Source organism: Allobosea spartocytisi, from assembly GCF_014764685.1.
GTDB lineage: Bacteria > Pseudomonadota > Alphaproteobacteria > Rhizobiales > Beijerinckiaceae > Allobosea > Allobosea spartocytisi.
Genome location: NZ_JACXWY010000005.1, coordinates 147,796 through 164,803, shown reverse-complemented (window position 1 = coordinate 164,803; position 17,008 = coordinate 147,796). Strand labels below are relative to the sequence as shown.

Sequence of the window (17,008 nt, the reverse complement as noted above, 5' to 3'; positions counted from 1 at the left end):
GCGAAGGCCCCCGTTTCGGGGGCTTTTGCTTATTTGGCGGGCAGGCTGCCGAAAAGCTCGTCTTGCCGAAAATCCCCCGTGCCCTGCTTGATTGTGGCGAAAGCGCGACCAAGGCGCGGTGAGGGGTGCTGGGCGATGGTTCTGGATCTTTTTCGGTCTTCGGTGTTGGGGTTTGGCATTTCGACCGTCTTGGCGGCCGGTGCGCTCGCTTCGGACCTGCCCAGCAAGAAAGGGGCGCCGCCCGCTCCGGTCGTGCCGGCGATCACCTGGTTCGACATCGCGGTCAATGTGAAGGGCCAGACCGACTATAATTTCCGCGGTATCTCGCAGACCGATCGCAGGCCGGGCTTCGGCGCCGGCGCCGAGCTGCAGGTCTACAACAATCTGTTCTATGCCGGCATCTACGGCTCCAGCGTCGATCTGGCGACCAAGCCGAGCGCGGAAGTCGACTTCTACGGCGGCATCCGTCCGAAGTTCGGCGATCTCGCCTTCGATTTCGGCGTGATGCAGTACTACTATCCGCGCGAAAAGCAGCTGATCGACTTCGCCGGCACCTACTGGACGCCGAAGAACACCGATTACACCGAGGTTTATGGCAAGGTGTCCTACACCTTCGCCGAGAGCCTGACGCTTGGCGCGAACGTCTTCTACGCCTGGGATTGGCTCGGCACCGGCGCCGACGGCACCTATGCCTCGGTCACGGCGAAATACGCCCTGCCCTTCCTCGAGGGCCTGTCGGTTTCGGGCGAGCTCGGCCATTACTGGCTCGGCAGGACCAATCTGGCGATCTGGTCGACCAATCCGCCGACCAACCTGCCCGACTACACCTACTGGAACGCCGGCGTCTCCTACACCTGGAAGAACGTCACGGCGGATCTGCGCTACCACGACACGACGTTGTCGAAGACCGAGTGCTTCGCGCTGACCGCCGATCCGAGCGGGATCTATTCGGGCAGCGGCCGCTCGAAATGGTGCGGCGCCGCCGTGGTCGGCACGCTCTCCTTCGACATCACAGCCAGCAGCCTCGGCATCTTCGCACAGCAGTAAGCCGGGCTCTCCTTGTCCATCGCGAAGGGCCGCCCGTTGGGGCGGCCCTTTTGCGTCAGCTTTCCAGCGCCTTGGCGACGCGGCGCATCATCTCGCCGATCGCGTTGCATTCGTCCTCGCTCAGCACCGTCATCATCGCCTCGATCTCCGCGACATGGATCGCCATCGCCTTGCGGGTCAGAGCCTCGCCCTCCGGCGTGAGCCAGAGCCTGCGCACGCGCCGGTCCGCCTCGTCGCCGCGCCGCTCGATCAGCCCGCGCCGCTCCAGCACTGGCAGCAGCATGCTCATGGCGCTGCGCCCGACCAGCAGCTTCCCGGCCAGGGCCTGCTGCGTCAGGCCGGGCACGTGGAAGATGTTGGCGAGCACGTCATAATGGGCGACCTGGATGTCGAGCGGCGCCAGCGCCTCGCCGAAGGCCTTTTCCCAGAGCGTGTGGACGCGGGCGACCGAAATCCAGTTGCGGAAACGCGGCAGATCCCAGGGCAGGAGCTGGCGCGCCGGCTCCGGCCCGGAACCCGCCGTCGAAGAGGTCTGGGAAGAGGCTTGCTTTTTGTTCATGGCTGAACATAATAGTTCAGCGTTGAACAGATTGGGCTCCATGCCATGGCCGACACCGCTCTCCGCCTCCTGCGTCCTCTGACCCGGGTCGCCAGCTTCGTGGCGCCCGCGGCAACCGGCAGACTCGCCTTCCGTCTGTTCTGTACCCCGCCGCGCCGCCTGGCGCGAAACGAAAACGCGTCCTCCGGTGCGCGGAGCGCCGCGGGCCGCCTGGCGGAAGCGGAGGCGATGGCGGTTCCGTTCCCCTGCGGGAGCGTCACGGCCTATGTCTTCGCGCCGGAGGGGGCCAGCCAGCGCGGCACCGTGCTGCTGGTGCATGGCTGGAACAGCGAAGCGGCTTTCATGGCCGCCTTTGCAGCGCCGCTGCGCGAAGCCGGCTTCCGCGTGGTCGCCTTCGACCTGCCGGCGCATGGCGCCTCGACGGGGCGGGTGCTGAACCTGCCGCTCGGAGTGGCCAGCCTGGCGGCGGTGGCGCGGGCTTTCGGGCCGCTGCATGCGATCGTGACCCATTCCTTCGGCGGGGCGATCGCGCTCGCGGCGCTGGCGGGCTCGGTTCCCAGCCAGCCGCCGGTGAGTGCCGGGCGCCTCGCGATGATCGCCGCGCCCTCCTCGATCAAGCAGATCACACGGCGGTTCGGCGCCGGTATTGGGCTCGGCCGGCGCGGCCAGGCGGCGCTCGAACGGCGCATCCATGTCGTTGCCGGCAATCCGGTCGAGGCTTTCGAGGGGCCGGCGCAGCTTGCGGCGATCGGCGTGCCGACCCTGGTCGTCCATGACCGGCAGGATCGCGAGCTCGATTTCCGCCATGCCGAGGCGCTGGCGGCGGCAGGCTCCTTCGTCGACCTGGAGGAGACGAGCGGCTTCGGCCATCGCCGCATCCTGCAGGCGAAGCCGGTGATCGAGAGCGTCACGCGCTTCGTCGGTAGCGAAGAGCGTTAGAGTATTTCCGCGTTTCTCCGAATCGCAGAAATGCTCTATCTCTTTGTTTTAACGCATTTTCTTCACGCGAGCCGGTGTCCACTTCGCTCGAAAATGCTCTAGCTTGACTCAGAGCCAGCCCATCAATTCGCGCTGCACGACTTCGGCGATGACGTCGATACCCTCGGCGGAATCGTTGAGGCAGGGCAGGTAGGCGAATTTTTCGCCGCCATTGTGCAGGAAGATCTCGCGGTTCTCGCCGTCGAGCTCCTCAAGCGTCTCCAGGCAATCGGCCGAGAAGCCCGGCGCCACGATCGCCATCGACTTCTTCCCGGCCAGCGCCAGCGCCTTCACCGTCTCGTCGGTATAGGGCTTGAGCCATTCATCCGGCCCGAAGCGCGACTGGAAGGTCAGCGGGAAACGCTCCGCGGACAAGCCGAGCTCGGCGCGCAGCAGCCGCCAGGTCTTCACGCATTGGCAGTAATAGGGGTCGCCCTTGAGCAGGTAGTCCTTCGGCATGCCGTGGAAGGAGCAGAGGATAACCTCCGGCTCGAAATCGAGCCTGGCCAGCGATGCCCGCATCGAGCGGGCGAGCGCGCCGATATAGGCGGGGTCGTCGTGATAGGGCGGCGAGACGCGCACCGAAGGCTGCCAGCGCATCTGCATCAGCGCGCGGAAGGCCTGGTCGCAGGCGGTGGCCGAGGTTGGCGCGGCATATTGCGGATAAAGCGGCACCAGCAGGATGCGGTCGCAGCCCTGGTCGAGCAGGGCCTTCAAACGGCTCTTCACATCGGGCAGGCCGTAGCGCATCGCCCAGTCGAAGACGACGCGCTCGCCGGCCAGCGGCTTCAGGCGCTCTGCAAGCTGCTCGGTCTGCGAGCGCGTGATGGTCTTGAGCGGACCCTCATTGCGCTCGTTGTTCCAGATCGAGGCGTAGTCCTTGCCTTTGCGGCCCGGCCGCGTCGACAGGATGATCAGGTTGAGGATCGGCCACCATTTCCAGCGGGGTTCCTCGATGACGCGTCGGTCCGAGAGAAACTCCTTGAGATAGGCGCGCATCGGCCAGTAGCCGGTGCCTTCCGGCGTGCCGAGATTCATCAGCAGCACGCCGATGCGGCCGTATCGGGCTTGCGGGTGATCCGGCGGGAGCGGAACGGCTTCGCGGGCCGGGGCCGTGGCGATGTCAGCAGTCATGAGCGCAGGCTCTCCTTGCGCTCGTGATTTAGACGAGTTCGCGCTTTCGTCCAGCCTTGAAGAGAGGGGACGGGCCGGGTGCGACATCGCCGACAGGCAGGTCCGGGGCCGAAAGGCATCTGGTCAGCGCGGCGCGTCTCTTGCTAGTCTGGATGCCTTCTCAGGAGGGGCGCCCGCCATGACAAAGCTGACACGTCGCAAAGCCCTTGGCGTTCTCGCCGCCCCCGCGGCCCTTGCCGCGACGGCCCCGGTCGCGATGGCGCAGCAACCGGCGCCGAGCTTCACGCTGCTGCTGGTCAACGACATCTACAAGATGAGCGACGACAAGGGCCGCGGCGGCTTTGCGCGCGCGGCCGGCATCGCCAAGGCCGAGCGCGCCAAGGGCGTGCCGGTGCTGTTCTGCCATGCCGGCGACTGCTACTCGCCCTCGCTGATGTCAGGCTTCGACCAAGGCGCGCATATCGTCGCGATGCAGAACAAGATGGGCCTCGACGTCTTCGTGCCGGGCAATCACGAGTTCGATTTCGGCAAGGAAAACTATCTCAAGCTCGTCGCCGCGCAGACCTATCCGACCTTCGCGGCCAATCTGCGCGATGCGGCCGGCAACCCGCTGCCCGGCCACAAGGACAGCCAGATCTTCGAGCTCGGCGGCATCAAGGTCGGTGTCATCGGCACGGCCTATGACCCGACGCCGCAGATCTCCAATCCCGGCGACCTGAAATTCTCCTCGACCATGGAGGCGCTCAAGCGCGAGGCCAAGGCGCTGAGGGGGCAGGGCGCCGATATCCTCGTCGCCGTCGTTCATGCCGACCGGGCGATGGACAACGAGATCGTGCGCTCGCGCGTCGTCGACGTCCTGCTCACCGGCCACGACCACGACCTCGCCATCGCCTATGACGGCAAGGTGGTGATGGTGGAGTCGAACGAGGAGGGCAATTACGTCACGGCCATCGACATCGCGGTCAGCATCAAGGGCGAGGGCGCGGCGCGGCAGGTGACGTGGAGCCCGACCTTCCGCGTCAACGATTCCCGCTCGGCGACGCCGGACCCGGAGGTCGCGGCCATCGTCAAGGGCTACGAAGGGGAACTCTCGAAGGAGCTCGACGTCGATGTCGCCAAGCTCAACGTGCCGCTCGACTCGCGCACGGGCGTCATCCGCACGCAGGAGGCGGCGATCGGCAACCTGATCGCCGACGCGATCCGGGCCGCCACCGGCGCGCAGCTCGCCATCACCAATGCCGGCGGCATCCGCGCCAACAAGCAATATGCGGCCGGCACGACGCTGACGCGGCGCGACGTGCTGAGCGAACTGCCCTTCGGCAATGCCACCGTCATGGTCGAGATCACCGGCAAGGACGTGAAGGACGCGATCGAGAACGGGCTTTCGCCGGCGCCGCAGGGCTCGGGCAAGTTTCCGGTCGTGGCGGGGCTGAAGTTCGAGGCGGATATCAAGCAGCCGGTCGGCTCGCGCGTCACTACGCTCACCCTGACCGACGGCACGCCGATCGACCCGGCCGGCAAATACACCGTCGCCTCCAACAACTTCATGCTTGAAGGCGGCGACGGCTATACCGCGCTCGGCCGCGGCAAGACGCTGATCGGCCTGACCGACGGCAAGCTGATGGCCAATGAGGTGATGGTCTATCTGCGCCGGCTCGGGACGATCGACGCCAAGGTCGAAGGGCGGGCGGTCCTGAAGTGAGCTGCAGCAAGGCGCTCGCGGCTTTCCTGGCGAGCGGGAATTCCCGGGGCTGGCGCGACCTGCCGGTCTTTGCTCCCGGTGCGGAGGCTGCACGCGCCTGCGCCGCCGTGGATGCCGAGCGAGTTGCGGGGCATGTCGTGGCACCGGCCCCGGAACGGGTGTTCGCGGCGTTGTCGCTGACGCCGCTGGACGCGGTCCGGGCGGCCATCCTCGGACAGGACCCCTATCCGACGCCCGGCCATGCCAACGGGCTCGCCTTCTCCTATGTCGGGCCGCCGCCGCTGCCGCGCTCGCTCGTCAATATCTACAAGGAGCGCGCGGAGGATCTCGGGCTACCGGCGCCGGGCGATGGTGACCTGACGCGCTGGGCGCAGCAGGGTGTGCTGCTGCTCAACACGGCGCTGACCGTGCGCGAGGGGGCGAGCAAGGCGGGTTCGCATCTTCAATTGGGCTGGGGCAAGGTCACCGACGAGATCATCGCCGCCGTCGCGCGGATGCGGCCGCATGTCGTCTTCCTGCTCTGGGGCGCGCCGGCGCAGACGAAGCGGCCGCTGATCAACGAGAGCCGGCATCTGGTCATCGCCAGCGCCCATCCGTCGCCGTTGTCGGCAAGGCGGGGATTTTTTGGGTCGAAGCCGTTCAGCTGGGCGAATGCCTGGCTGGAGGAGCAGGGGGAAAAGCCGATTGCGTGGTGAAGCGTACCGCCTTCATGCTCGGGCTTGACCCGAGCATCTCGTGACGGAAAAGCGCCTTATCCTGGAAGAGATTCTCGGGCGAAGCACCGCTTCGACCCGAGAATGACGGCGCGGACTACCCCACCGGTCGCTCGTCCGCGATGACCTTGCCGTCGTTCGGCAGGGCGCCGAGCGGCAGGATTTCGACTGCGCCCTTGAGCTTGGTCACCTGCTGCAGCGTCGAGGACATCGCGTCGACCAGCCCGGCCGGCTCGGCATAAATCTCGGCCTTCAAGGTCATGGTGTCGACCTCGTCGGCGCGGCCGACAACGAGGCGGAGCTTGGCGATCTCGGCATGGCGCCTGGCGATCTCGGCGACCTGCTCGGGGCGCACGAACATGCCCTTGATCTTCGCCGTCTGGTCGGCGCGGCCCATCCACCCTCTGATGCGGGTGTTGGTGCGTCCGCAGGCGCTGATGCCGGGCAGGACGGCGGTGAGATCGCCGACGGCCAGCCGGATCTGCGGATGATGCGGGTCGAGATTGGTGACGACGACCTCGCCGACCTCGCCCTCCGGGACCGGGTCGCCGGTGCCGGGGCGGACGATCTCGACGATCAAATTCTCGTTGAGAACCATGCCCTCGCGGGCCGAGGTCTCATAGGCGATGACGCCGATATCGGCGGTGGCATAGAGCTGGTAGGCGTCGATGCCGCGCTCCCTGACCCAGGCCTGGAGCGAGGGCGGGAAGGCCGCGCCGGAGACGACGGCGCGCTTGATCGAGGCGATGTCGACGCCGCGGGCATCGGCGGCCTCGATCAGGATCTTGAGGAAGTCGGGCGTGCCGGCATAAGCGCTCGGGCGGTAGGCCGCGATCACCTCCATCTGCTGCTCGGTATTGCCGGGACCTGCCGGAATGACGGCGCAGCCGGCGGCACGCGCGGCCGAGTCCATGATGAAGCCGCCCGGCGTCAGATGATAGCTCAGCGTGTTCAACACGATGTCGCCCGGCCGGAAGCCGGCGGCGACAAGGCCGCGCGCGGCGCCCCAGGCGTCGCTCGCCGTGCCTTCCGGCTCGAAGATCGGGCCGGGCGAGGTGAACAGCCGCCCGAAGGAGCCGGGAGCGGAGGGGACGAGGCCGCCAAAGGGCAGGGCGGCCTTCTGCAGGGCCGGAAGATCGGCCTTGCGCAGAACCGGCAGGCGGGCCAGCGCCTTGCGGTCGGTGATCCCGGCGGGGTCGATGCCGCCGAGACGCTCGGCATAGGCCGGGGCGCGCATCGCGGCGGTGAGCAGCCCCGGCAGGCGCGCGAAGAGATCGGCCTCGCGAATCTCGGGGGGCCGAGTCTCCAGATCGTCGTGATGCGCGTTCATCTGTCGGGTCCCAGGTCGTGATCTCGTTCGGGGCGGCGGCGTCAGCGGATGACGCGCAGCAGGCGCAGGAAATTGAGCAGGCCGATCAGCGCGCCGGCGACATAGGTGAGGGCCGCAGCCCGCAGCACGCCGCGGGCGGCAGGCAAGTCGCGCCGGTCGAGATAGCCGTCCCCGGCGAGGATCGGCAACGCCTTGCCGAAGCTGGCGTCGAATTCGAGCGGCAGCGTCACCAGATGCACGACAAGCCCGATGCCGAGCAGCGCCACGGCAAGGCCGAACTGCATCAGTCCCAAGGCCGGCAGATGCGTCACCGCCGCGACCAGCGGGGCGGTGATCAGGATCGCCATGGCGACCTTGTCGACGATCCCCATTGTGCGGGCGAGCATGCTGCGCGCCGCGAGCAGCGTGCTGCCTTCCGCATGCTGGATGGCGTGGCCGACCTCATGGGCGGCCACCGCAACGGCCGTGATCGAACGGCCGTCATGGTTGTCGCGCGAGAGGCGCACGGTGCGCGCCTCCGGATCGTAGTGATCGCCGCCCTCGGTGGTCTCCACCGCGACGGCGCCGAGCTGGAAGCGGTCGAGCAGATGCCGCGCCAGTTCGCCGCCGGTTCCCGGCAGGTCCGGCCGGGCCACGGCATGGCGGCTCATCTGGCTGCGAACCCAGGCCTGTGGCCCGAAGATCAGCAGGAGAACCAGCAGGGCTGCCACGGCGTAGAGCATGGTGATCGACCGTTGAACCCGTCCCGTCTCAGGAGAGCCAGCGCTTGCGGCGCTTGTAGCTCTTCACCTCGCGGAAGGACTTCTTGTCGCCTTCCGCCACGCCGAGATAGAATTCCTTCACGTCCTCGTTCTCGCGCAGCATCTTCGCATCGCCATCCATGACGACGCGGCCGGTCTCCATGATATAGCCATAGGTGGCATAGCGCAGCGCCATATTGGTGTTCTGCTCGGCAACGAGGAAGGATACCCCTTCATCGGCGTTGAGCTGGCGCACGATCTCGAAGATCTCCTCGACGATCTGCGGGGCGAGCCCCATCGAGGGCTCGTCGAGCAGGATCATCTTGGGGTTCGACATCATCGCCCGGCCGATGGCGCACATCTGCTGTTCGCCGCCGGAGGTGTAGCCGGCCTGCGACGAACGACGCTGTTTCAGGCGCGGGAACAGCGTGTAGATCTTCTCGAGGTCGCGTTTGATTGCGGCATTGCCGTCGCGGCGGGTGAAGGCGCCGGTCAGCAGGTTCTCCTCGATCGAGAGATGGCCGAAGCAGTGGCGGCCTTCCATGACCTGGATGCAGCCGCGCCGGACGAGCTCGTTCGGCGAAAGCTTGTCGACGCGCTCGCCGTCGAAGACGATCGAGCCCTTGGTGACCTCGCCGCGCTCGGCCTTGAGCAGGTTGGAGATCGCCTTCAGCGTCGTGGTCTTGCCGGCGCCGTTGGCGCCGAGGATCGCGACGATGCCCTGGCGCGGCACGGTGAGCGAGACGCCCTTCAGCACCAGCACGACATGGTCGTAGATGACCTCGATATTGTTGAGCGACAGGATGGTGTCGCGCGCGGTCGCTGCGGCCGGTTTTTCGAGGGTGGCGGTCGACATCTCACACTCCTTCCTTCTCCCCTCGGGGGAGAAGGTGGCCCGGCGGAGCCGGGTCGGATGAGGGACATGACGGATGAGAACGGAGCAAGTCTGCCCTCATCCGTCTGCTTCGCAGACACCTTCTCCCCGAGGGGAGAAGGAAGGCGGGGGCGGCGCGAACCGCCCCCTTTTGTCGTCAGGACGACTTCTCGCAGGACTCCGAGCGCTTCGGCCAGTTGCCGGCCTTCTCGACATAGTCCTTGGCGTTGGATTCGATGAGCGGACGGACCTCGTCCTTCATCGGCTCGACCCAGTCGGCCTTCTTGGTCCATTTGGTGCCGTCCCACTCGGAGACGAACATCTTGCTGTGGCCGGAGTGGTCGGTGCAGGAGATCGTCGTCGGCGTGACGAAGCCGCCGAGCCCGATCTCCTTCAGGCGCGCCTCGGTCAGGTTGAGCGATTCCAGGCCCCGACGCATGTCCTGCGCGTCGATCACCTTCTTGCCGGTGAGCTTCTGCGCGTTGCGGATGCCCTCGACGACGAGCATCGCGTTGTAGACGCCGCGGTTGTAGAGGGCTTCGCCGACCTTCTCCTTCGGCGTCGTGCTCTTGCCCTTGTCGACCACGAATTTGAGGATGTCCTGCATCGCGGGCGCTTCGGTGCCGGCGAGCGTCCAGCTCAACGACGAGTAGCCCTTGGCCTGCTCGCCGCCGGCACGGGCATCGTCATCGCCGCCGGCCCACCAGACGCCGACGAACTTGTTCATCGGGAAGTTGTTCTTGGCGGCTTCCTTGACCGCGGTCGGGTTCATCGCCCCCCAGCCCTGGTTGTAGAGGAAGTCGGGCCGGTCACGCCGGATCGAGAGCCAGAGCGAGCCCTGGTTCTGCATGTCGGCCGCCGCCACCGGATAGAGCTTCAGCTCGAAGCCGTATTTCTTGGCGAGGTTCTCCAGAACCGGGATCGGCTCCTTGCCGAAGGGTGCGTCGAGATGGATCAGGCCGAGCTTCTTGCCCTTGAGCTTGTCGAGGCCGCCGAGCTCGGCCGCCATGTGCTTCACCATGACGGAGGCGCCGTCCCAATAGGTGAAGGGCGGGATGAAGACCCAAGGGAAGTTCGTGCCGTCGGCCGAAGCGGAGAGGCCATAGGCCATCGACAGGATCGGAATCTTGTCGACATGGGCGCGCGGGATCGCGGCCAGCGTCGCGCCGGTCGACCAGGGCGAGTAGACGATGGTGTTCTTCGCCTTGGCCTGCTCGTAGCACTCGATCGACTTCTTGGTGTCGTAGCCGGTCTCGCATTCCTCGTAGATGACCTTGACGCCGTTCACGCCGCCGTCGCGCTCGTTGATCATCGTGACGTAGTCGCGCATGCCGTCGCCGATCGGAATCCCTGAGCCCGAGAACGGGCCGGTGCGATAGGCGTTGTTGGCGAAATAGACGCTGTCCTGCGCATAACCCGGCGCGACGATGGCGGTGGCGGCCAAAAGGGCCCCGAGTCCGGCAGCTTTCATCAACTTGCTCGTCTTCATGGACTTCCTCCGTTCGTTTCCTCCGGGGCCGGTTCCAGCCGGTCCCGTCTTGCTTTTCGCCGGCGCTTCTGGCGTGCCGGTCGTTTGTTGGACTCTCTCCCGCCTCAGTACGGGAAGGGCCATGTCCGCAATTTCTGCTTGCCGATCTGCCAGAGCCTTGCGAGGCCGTGCGGCTCGACGATCAGGAAGGTGATGATCAGCGCGCCGACCAGCATGAAGGTGACGTGCTCGGCCGCGGCGCCGCCGATCGGGACGCCCAGCGCCGGCAGGCCGAATTTCAGCGCCGTCGGCAGCACCGAGAGGAAGGCCGCCCCGAAGAAGGAGCCGATCAGCGAGCCCAATCCGCCGATGATGACCATGAACAGGATGCTGAAGGACAGCCGGATCGAAAACACGTCCGCCGCCTCGCCGCCGCCGTACCAGAGGAAGATCATCATCGCGCCGGCGACCCCGGCGAAATAGGAGGAGACGGCGAAGGCCATCAGCTTGGCGTTGAGCAGCTTGATGCCCATGAGCTCCGCGGCGATGTCCATGTCGCGCACCGCCATCCAGGAGCGGCCGAGCTTGCCATGGACCAGGTTCGAGGCGAACCAGGTCAGCACCACGACCAGGCCGAGGCAGACGAAATAGCGCGTCTCCGGGGTGGCGGATGCGCCCGTGAGCGGGATATCGAAGAGGGTGCGCTGCGGCACCTCGATCGCGCCCGAAGCGTTGTAGTTGAACAGCCAGGGCACGCGCACGAAGGCCCATTGCAGGAAGAACTGCGCGGCGAGCGTCGCGACCGCGAGGTAGAAGCCCTTGATGCGCAGCGAGGGCAGGCCGAAGAGCACGCCGATGCCGGCCGAGAACAGCCCCGAGAGCAGGATCAGGACGATGATGTTCACGCCCGGGAACAGCGTCGTCAGCTTGTAGCAGCTATAGGCGCCGACCCCCATGAAGGCGGCAGTGCCAAGCGAGATCAGCCCGGTATAGCCGGTGAGGATGTTGAGCCCGATCGCCGCCAGCGAGAAGACGAGGAAGGGGATCATCACCGAGGCGATGAAGAAGTCGCTGCCGAAGAAGGGAATGACGACGAGGGCGATCGCCAGAATGACGGCGATGCCGATCCGGTCCTCCCGGAGCGGGAAGACGCCCATATCGGCGGCGTAGGTGGATTTGTACTGGCCGGCCTCACGGTAGAGCATGGTTCCGGCTCCTCAGATGCGTTCGATGATCTTGTCGCCGAACAGGCCCTGCGGCCGGAACAGCAGGAAACCCAGGGCGATGAAATAGGCGAGCCAGCTCTCGATGCCGCCGCCGACCAGGGGACCCCAGTAGAACTCGCCGAGCTTCTCGCCGATGCCGATGATGAGGCCGCCGACGATGGCGCCGGGGATCGAGGTGAAGCCGCCGAGGATCAGCACCGGCAGCGCCTTCAACGCCACGATCTCGAGCGCGAAGGACACGTCCGAGCGCGCCCCCCACATGATGCCGGTGATCAGTGCGACGATGCCGGCGGTGAACCAGACGATCACCCAGATCTGGTTGAGCGAGATGCCGACCGAGAGGGCAGCCTTGTGGCTGTCGGCGACGGCCCTGAGCGCCCGGCCGATGCGGGTGTACTGGAAGAAGGCGGCCAGCGCGGCGATCATCAGCGAGGCGATGACGGCGGCCGCGATGTCGATCTTCTGCAGCGAGACCAGCCCGCCGAGGATTTGCAGGTCGATCGCGCCCTTGGGCAGATAGAGCTGGTCGGCGATCATCTGCTTGGGATTGCCGCCGAAAAGCGCCTCGCCGAAGCCGATCAGGAAATAGGTGATGCCGAAGGTCGCCATGAACAGGATGATGTCGGGCTGGTTGACCAGGGGCCTGAGCACCACGCGTTCGATGGCCACGGCCAGCGCGAACATCACGCCGAGCGTGATGATGACGGCGAGAAAGGCCGGCACGCCCTTCTCGTAGAGGCCGACCAGCGTCAGCGCCGCGAACACCACCATGATGCCCTGGGCGAAGTTGAACACGCCCGAAGCCTTGAAGATCAGCACGAAGCCGAGCGCGATCAGCGCATAGAGCACGCCGGAGACGAGCCCTTCCCAGATCGTCTGCACCAGCAGGTCGGGCGCCTGGGCCATCTGCCGGAATGGGTCGACGAAGATCGCGTAGAGCGTGTTGGAGGAATCGAGCCAAATGCCGGCGGCGAGCGCCACCACGATGGCGGCCAGGAGCAGGCCGAACTTGACCAGCGGGCTGGCGAGCAGGTTCGGAGCGGGGCGGGTGGCGATGTCGCTCATGTCTCCACGCTCCTCAATGCGCCACGCCGAGATACGCGTCGATGACCTTCTGGTCGCGCTTCACCTCGTCGGGCGTGCCGTCGGCGATCTTGCGGCCGTATTCGAGCACGACGACGCGGTCGGAGAGGTCCATGACCACCCCCATATCGTGCTCGATCAACGCAATGGTGGTGCCGAACTGGTTGTTCACGTCGAGGATGAAGCGGCACATGTCCTCCTTCTCCTCGAGATTCATGCCGGCCATCGGCTCGTCGAGCAACAGGAGCTCGGGCTCCATGGCGAGCGCGCGGCCCAGTTCAACACGCTTCTGCAGGCCGTAGGGCAATTTGCCGACCGGCAATTTGCGGATGTGCTCGATCTGCAGGAAATCGATGATGTCTTCGACGACGCGGCGATGCTCGATCTCCTCGCGCAGCGCCGGGCCGTGACGCAGCGCCTGCCAGAAGAAGCCCCGCTTCATCTTGAGCGTGCGGCCGGTCATGATGTTGTCGAGCGTCGACATGCCCTTGAACAGCGCGACGTTCTGGAAGGTGCGGGCGATGCCGCCGGCGGCGGCGCGGTGCGGGCGCATCTTGGCGCGGCGCTCGCCCTTGAAGACGACGCGGCCTTCCTGCGGCTGATAGAAGCCGTTGATGCAGTTCAGCATCGAGGTCTTGCCGGCGCCGTTGGGGCCGATGATGGCGCGGATCTCGCCCTTGCGGATGTCGAAGGAGACATCGGTGATCGCCTTCACGCCGCCGAAGCGCAGCGAGATGTTCTCGACCGAGAGCAGGACTTCGCCCTTGTCGCGGAGGGGGGTGCCGGTCACGTTCATCGGTTCCGCGTTCATGCCGCCTTCGCCGTCGCCGGCGCTCCCTCGGCTGTCACGGGGTAGGTCTTGGCGTCGCGGACCTTGACGCGGGCCGAGATCACGCCCTTGCGCCCGTCCTCGAAGGTCACTTCGGTCGAGATATCCGCCGCTTCCGAGCCGTCATAGAGCGCCGTCACCAGCGGGGCGTAGCGCTCGGCGATGAAGCCGCGCCGGACCTTCTGGGTGCGGGTCAGTTCGCCGTCGTCCGCGTCGAGTTCCTTGTGCAGGATGAGGAAGCGCCTGATCTGGGCGCCGCCCATCATCGGCTCGGAAGCGAGCGAGCGGTTCACCTCGTCGACGTGCTTGGCGATCATGTCGTAGACGAGATCGTGGCCTGCAAGCTCCTGATAGGAAGCGTAGACGACGTTGTGGCGCTCGGCCCAGTTGCCGACGGCGGTGAGATCGATGTTGAGCGCGACCGTGGCGTAGTCGCGGCCCTGGCCGAAGGCGACGACCTCCTTGATGTTCGGATAGAACTTCAGCTTGTTCTCGATGTATTTCGGCGGGAAGAGATCGCCGTTGTTGAGCTTGCCGACATCCTTGGCGCGGTCGATGATCTTGAGATGGCCGCTCTCGTCGAAGAAGCCGGCATCGCCCGAGCGGACATAGCCGTCGGCGGTCATCGTCTCGGCGGTCTTGTCCGGGTCCTTGTAGTAGCCGCCGAAGATCGAGGGCGAGCGGTAGAGCACCTCGCCATTGTCGTCGATGCGGATCTCGACCATCGGCGCGGGCTTGCCGACGGTGTCGGCCTTGATCTCGCCATTGGGCTGCATGGTGATGTAGACCCCGGCTTCGGTCTGGCCGTAGAGCTGCTTCAGATTGACGCCGATCGAGCGGTAGAAGCGGAAGAGCTCGGGGCCGATCGCCTCGCCCGCGGTATAGCCGACCTTGATGTTGGTCAGGCCGAAGCGGTTGCGCAGGGGGCCGTAGACCAGGATGTCGCCGAGCCTGTAGAGGAGCCGGCCCTTCAGAGGCACGCTCTCGCCATTGAGGATCTGCTCGCCATAGCGTTTCGCGACGCCGAGGAAGTAGTGGAACATCTTCCGCTTGAGGGCGCCGGCATCCTCCATGCGCACCATGGTGATGGTCAGCATGGTCTCGAAGACGCGCGGCGGCGCAAAAGCGTAGGTCGTGCCGACCTCGCGGCGGTCGTCGATGACGGTCTCGGGGCTTTCCGGGCAATTGACGCAGAAGCCCGCCAGCATCGCCTGCGCATAGGAGAAGACGTGGTCGCCGACCCAGGCGATCGGCAGATAGGCGATGACCTCGTCGCTCTCGTTCAGCCCGTCGAAGCTGCAGCCGATCTCGGCCGCGATCAGGATGTTGTAATGCGAGAGCATCACGCCCTTGGGCCGTCCGGTCGTGCCGGAGGTGTAGAGGATGATGCCGAGATCGGAACCCTTGCCGACTTCCATCTCGCTTTGCAGGGCGGCGGCTTGCTGCGGGTCCTTCAGCGCCTTGGCGCCCGCCTGCATCACCGCCTCGATGGCGTGGAGCTTGCTGTGGTCGTAGTCGCGCAAGCCGCGCGGCTCATCATAGAGCATGTGCCGGAGATGCGGCAGGCGCTCGGCGATCGAGAGGATCTTGTCGACCTGCTCCTGGTCCTGCACCACGGCGAAGACCGCCTCGGCATGGTCGAGGACATAGGCCATCTCCTCGGCGACGCTGTCGGCATAAACAGGCACGGGGACGGCGCCGAGCCATTGCGCCGCGCACATCGACCAATAGAGCCTGGGCCGGTTGTAGCCGATGATGGCGACCTTCTCGCCGCGCTTCAGGCCGAGATCCTGCAAGCCCTTGGCGAAGCTGCGGACATGCTCCGCCACCTCGGCCCAGTTCCAGGACTGCCAGATGCCGAGGTCCTTGTGCCGGAAGGCGACGCGCGCGGCGCGCTCCCTGGCATTGCGCAACAGCAATTTCGGAAAGGTGTCCGCCTCAACAGCGGTGCCGCTCGCCACGATTGCGTTCTCCCTGTCGAGCCGCCATGCGTCGTGGCGACTTCAGCGGGCCGGTTTCCGGCCTCGTTCTCATGCCAGACTTGCAGGCGGCCATCATCCTTGCAAGGACCCGCTTGACAGACAATTCGCCTTTTGGTGACTATTGTCCCGCCGAAGTTTGCTTTTCACGCAGATGTGTTGCGCGGATTTTTCGCTTCGGCCCTGATTTTCCTCACGAATTCGGCAGATCGAATCGGCGGGCGGAACCGTGCCTGCGACGGTGGCGGACCGACTCATGCTTCATCATCTGTCTTTCGGCGTTGCCGATATCGAGCGTGCCTGCGCCTTCTACGATGCTGTGCTGGCGCCGCTCGGCTATGTCAGGGTCTGGCAGGATCTGCGCCCAGGCGAGACAGGGCAGGCAGTTGGCTACGGCGCTCCTGGCGGCGGCGACAGGCTCGCGCTGAAGCACAGGCCGGAGGGACAGAAGCCGCCGGGGCCGGGGTTCCATCTCGCTTTCGCGGCGCCCGATCGCGCGGCCGTCGCTCGCTTTCACGAGGCCGCGCTCCGTCATGGCGGGCGGGACAATGGGGCGCCTGGCCTGCGCCCGCATTACGGGCCGCATTATTACGCGGCCTTTGTGGTGGATCCGGACGGCTACGCCATCGAAGCCGTCTTCAATGCGCCGGCCTGATCGGCACGCCGCCGAAACCGTCTTCGCCATGCCCCGCGCAAGAAAAAGGCCCGCCCCCCGGTCAGGGGACGGGCCTCTCAGGCTGGATGCTCAGTAGCGATAGCCGTGGTGGCGGCGATAGCCATGCGCGGGCGCCCAGGGCGGCGGGCCGCCATGGCGGCGATAGCCGTAACCGCGGTCATAGCCACGGCCATGGCGGAAGTGCCGCCGTTCCATGTTCCGCTGGATTTCCCAGTGGCGGTGCTCGCGGTTGTGGCGGGTGAACTCGGCCGGCAGCTTGTCGAGCTGTTCAGCCTGCGGGAGGCTCTGCGGTGCGGCGGCGCCGGCAGGGGCCGCGGCGAAGGCAGCCAGGGCCAGGCTGGCGGCAATCAGAAGCTTGCGCATCGAATATGTCCTTCTTTTGCATCGACTGAGAGGATTTGAACAGCCCGGGTTGGAACCCCGCCTGAACGGTGTGTTCTGCTGGCGTTCAGCGAGGGCGGGAGGCGCTTTTTGCCATTGCGAGGCGGTGAAGCCGCTTGTCCCTTGCCGAAGAGCTTTCGATTCTGACGGGCTGGGCGGTCAAATCCGGCCACAGGCCGAAGCAGCGTTTCAGAACCTGTGTCTGCGCCGCGGCGTATTCCGCGGCCTGCTCGTTGATGCGTTTTGCGAAGGCTTCGAAGAACCAGAACATTGTCTCAATCCCGTCGCG

General features: G+C 66.0%; 17 protein-coding genes. 5 read left to right on the top strand and 12 right to left on the bottom strand.

What is annotated here, in order from left to right; genetic code table 11:
• The first annotated feature begins 135 nt into the window (after window positions 1-135).
• Window positions 136-1,047, top strand: a complete 912-nt coding sequence (locus IED13_RS10430; protein ID WP_081925362.1) for a TorF family putative porin — start codon at window positions 136-138, stop codon at window positions 1,045-1,047.
• A 55-nt stretch (window positions 1,048-1,102) separates the two neighbouring features.
• On the opposite strand, the gene IED13_RS10425 is transcribed toward IED13_RS10430, so the two are convergent.
• Entirely contained in the window at window positions 1,103-1,606 is a 504-nt protein-coding gene (locus IED13_RS10425; protein WP_142022836.1) for a MarR family winged helix-turn-helix transcriptional regulator, read from the bottom strand.
• A 228-nt stretch (window positions 1,607-1,834) separates the two neighbouring features.
• Here IED13_RS10425 and IED13_RS10420 point away from each other — a divergent pair, with 228 nt between their 5' ends.
• Window positions 1,835-2,545, top strand: coding sequence for an alpha/beta hydrolase (locus IED13_RS10420; RefSeq protein ID WP_185748016.1), 711 nt, complete (start codon window positions 1,835-1,837; stop codon window positions 2,543-2,545).
• 108 nt (window positions 2,546-2,653) lie between these two features.
• On the opposite strand, the gene hemH is transcribed toward IED13_RS10420, so the two are convergent.
• The gene (gene hemH, locus IED13_RS10415; RefSeq protein WP_191124134.1) at window positions 2,654-3,718 is read right to left on the bottom strand and encodes a ferrochelatase; all 1,065 of its coding nucleotides are present in this window, start codon (window positions 3,716-3,718) and stop codon (window positions 2,654-2,656) included.
• Window positions 3,719-3,896: 178 nt separating this feature from the next.
• Between hemH and IED13_RS10410 the strand changes: the two genes are divergently transcribed.
• Both IED13_RS10410 and ung read left to right on the top strand, forming a co-directional pair.
• Complete coding sequence (locus IED13_RS10410) at window positions 3,897-5,420, top strand: bifunctional metallophosphatase/5'-nucleotidase (RefSeq protein WP_191124133.1); 1,524 nt, start codon at window positions 3,897-3,899, stop codon at window positions 5,418-5,420.
• Entirely contained in the window at window positions 5,417-6,115 is a 699-nt protein-coding gene (ung, locus tag IED13_RS10405) for a uracil-DNA glycosylase (protein ID WP_191124132.1), read from the top strand. The genes IED13_RS10410 and ung overlap by 4 nt, the downstream gene beginning before the upstream one ends.
• A gap of 115 nt (window positions 6,116-6,230) precedes the next feature.
• Here the strand turns inward: ung and IED13_RS10400 are convergent, their stop codons facing one another.
• The 8 genes from IED13_RS10400 to IED13_RS10365 all read right to left on the bottom strand — a co-directional run bounded on the left by IED13_RS10400 (window position 6,231) and on the right by IED13_RS10365 (window position 15,644).
• The gene (locus tag IED13_RS10400) at window positions 6,231-7,463 is read right to left on the bottom strand and encodes a phenylacetate--CoA ligase family protein (protein WP_142022841.1); all 1,233 of its coding nucleotides are present in this window, start codon (window positions 7,461-7,463) and stop codon (window positions 6,231-6,233) included.
• A 41-nt stretch (window positions 7,464-7,504) separates the two neighbouring features.
• Window positions 7,505-8,185, bottom strand: coding sequence for a zinc metallopeptidase (locus IED13_RS10395; RefSeq protein WP_191124131.1), 681 nt, complete (start codon window positions 8,183-8,185; stop codon window positions 7,505-7,507).
• A 28-nt stretch (window positions 8,186-8,213) separates the two neighbouring features.
• Window positions 8,214-9,059 (bottom strand): ABC transporter ATP-binding protein, encoded by an 846-nt coding sequence (locus tag IED13_RS10390; protein WP_113253462.1) that lies wholly within the window; start codon window positions 9,057-9,059, stop codon window positions 8,214-8,216.
• 175 nt (window positions 9,060-9,234) lie between these two features.
• Window positions 9,235-10,566, bottom strand: a complete 1,332-nt coding sequence (locus IED13_RS10385) for an ABC transporter substrate-binding protein (RefSeq protein WP_191124130.1) — start codon at window positions 10,564-10,566, stop codon at window positions 9,235-9,237.
• Window positions 10,567-10,670: 104 nt separating this feature from the next.
• On the bottom strand, window positions 10,671-11,750 hold the full coding sequence (locus IED13_RS10380; RefSeq protein WP_142022843.1) for a branched-chain amino acid ABC transporter permease: 1,080 nt from the start codon (window positions 11,748-11,750) through the stop codon (window positions 10,671-10,673).
• A gap of 12 nt (window positions 11,751-11,762) precedes the next feature.
• Window positions 11,763-12,677, bottom strand: coding sequence for a branched-chain amino acid ABC transporter permease (locus IED13_RS10375; RefSeq protein WP_051988150.1), 915 nt, complete (start codon window positions 12,675-12,677; stop codon window positions 11,763-11,765).
• A 172-nt stretch (window positions 12,678-12,849) separates the two neighbouring features.
• The gene (locus IED13_RS10370) at window positions 12,850-13,650 is read right to left on the bottom strand and encodes an ABC transporter ATP-binding protein (RefSeq protein ID WP_208112841.1); all 801 of its coding nucleotides are present in this window, start codon (window positions 13,648-13,650) and stop codon (window positions 12,850-12,852) included.
• An 11-nt stretch (window positions 13,651-13,661) separates the two neighbouring features.
• Window positions 13,662-15,644, bottom strand: coding sequence for an AMP-dependent synthetase/ligase (locus IED13_RS10365; protein ID WP_191124129.1), 1,983 nt, complete (start codon window positions 15,642-15,644; stop codon window positions 13,662-13,664).
• Between the two features lie 274 nt (window positions 15,645-15,918).
• Between IED13_RS10365 and IED13_RS10360 the strand changes: the two genes are divergently transcribed.
• Window positions 15,919-16,317, top strand: a complete 399-nt coding sequence (locus IED13_RS10360; protein WP_038362859.1) for a VOC family protein — start codon at window positions 15,919-15,921, stop codon at window positions 16,315-16,317.
• Between the two features lie 90 nt (window positions 16,318-16,407).
• Here the strand turns inward: IED13_RS10360 and IED13_RS10355 are convergent, their stop codons facing one another.
• Together IED13_RS10355 and IED13_RS10350 are read right to left on the bottom strand one after the other, a co-directional pair.
• Entirely contained in the window at window positions 16,408-16,701 is a 294-nt protein-coding gene (locus IED13_RS10355; RefSeq protein ID WP_038362860.1) for a hypothetical protein, read from the bottom strand.
• An 85-nt stretch (window positions 16,702-16,786) separates the two neighbouring features.
• Complete coding sequence (locus tag IED13_RS10350; RefSeq protein WP_191124128.1) at window positions 16,787-16,990, bottom strand: hypothetical protein; 204 nt, start codon at window positions 16,988-16,990, stop codon at window positions 16,787-16,789.
• Window positions 16,991-17,008: the final 18 nt, after the last annotated feature.

Coding starts and splice junctions, on each gene's coding strand:
- IED13_RS10430 (WP_081925362.1), top strand. CDS start 136: ATGGTTCTGGATCTTTTTCGGTCTTCGGTGTTGGGGTTTGGCATTTCG.
- IED13_RS10425 (WP_142022836.1), bottom strand. CDS start 1,606: ATGAACAAAAAGCAAGCCTCTTCCCAGACCTCTTCGACGGCGGGTTCC.
- IED13_RS10420 (WP_185748016.1), top strand. CDS start 1,835: ATGGCGGTTCCGTTCCCCTGCGGGAGCGTCACGGCCTATGTCTTCGCG.
- hemH (WP_191124134.1), bottom strand. CDS start 3,718: ATGACTGCTGACATCGCCACGGCCCCGGCCCGCGAAGCCGTTCCGCTC.
- IED13_RS10410 (WP_191124133.1), top strand. CDS start 3,897: ATGACAAAGCTGACACGTCGCAAAGCCCTTGGCGTTCTCGCCGCCCCC.
- IED13_RS10400 (WP_142022841.1), bottom strand. CDS start 7,463: ATGAACGCGCATCACGACGATCTGGAGACTCGGCCCCCCGAGATTCGC.
- IED13_RS10395 (WP_191124131.1), bottom strand. CDS start 8,185: ATGCTCTACGCCGTGGCAGCCCTGCTGGTTCTCCTGCTGATCTTCGGG.
- IED13_RS10390 (WP_113253462.1), bottom strand. CDS start 9,059: ATGTCGACCGCCACCCTCGAAAAACCGGCCGCAGCGACCGCGCGCGAC.
- IED13_RS10385 (WP_191124130.1), bottom strand. CDS start 10,566: ATGAAGACGAGCAAGTTGATGAAAGCTGCCGGACTCGGGGCCCTTTTG.
- IED13_RS10380 (WP_142022843.1), bottom strand. CDS start 11,750: ATGCTCTACCGTGAGGCCGGCCAGTACAAATCCACCTACGCCGCCGAT.
- IED13_RS10375 (WP_051988150.1), bottom strand. CDS start 12,677: ATGGCCCAGGCGCCCGACCTGCTGGTGCAGACGATCTGGGAAGGGCTC.
- IED13_RS10370 (WP_208112841.1), bottom strand. CDS start 13,650: ATGAACGTGACCGGCACCCCCCTCCGCGACAAGGGCGAAGTCCTGCTC.
- IED13_RS10360 (WP_038362859.1), top strand. CDS start 15,919: ATGCTTCATCATCTGTCTTTCGGCGTTGCCGATATCGAGCGTGCCTGC.
- IED13_RS10355 (WP_038362860.1), bottom strand. CDS start 16,701: ATGCGCAAGCTTCTGATTGCCGCCAGCCTGGCCCTGGCTGCCTTCGCC.
- IED13_RS10350 (WP_191124128.1), bottom strand. CDS start 16,990: ATGTTCTGGTTCTTCGAAGCCTTCGCAAAACGCATCAACGAGCAGGCC.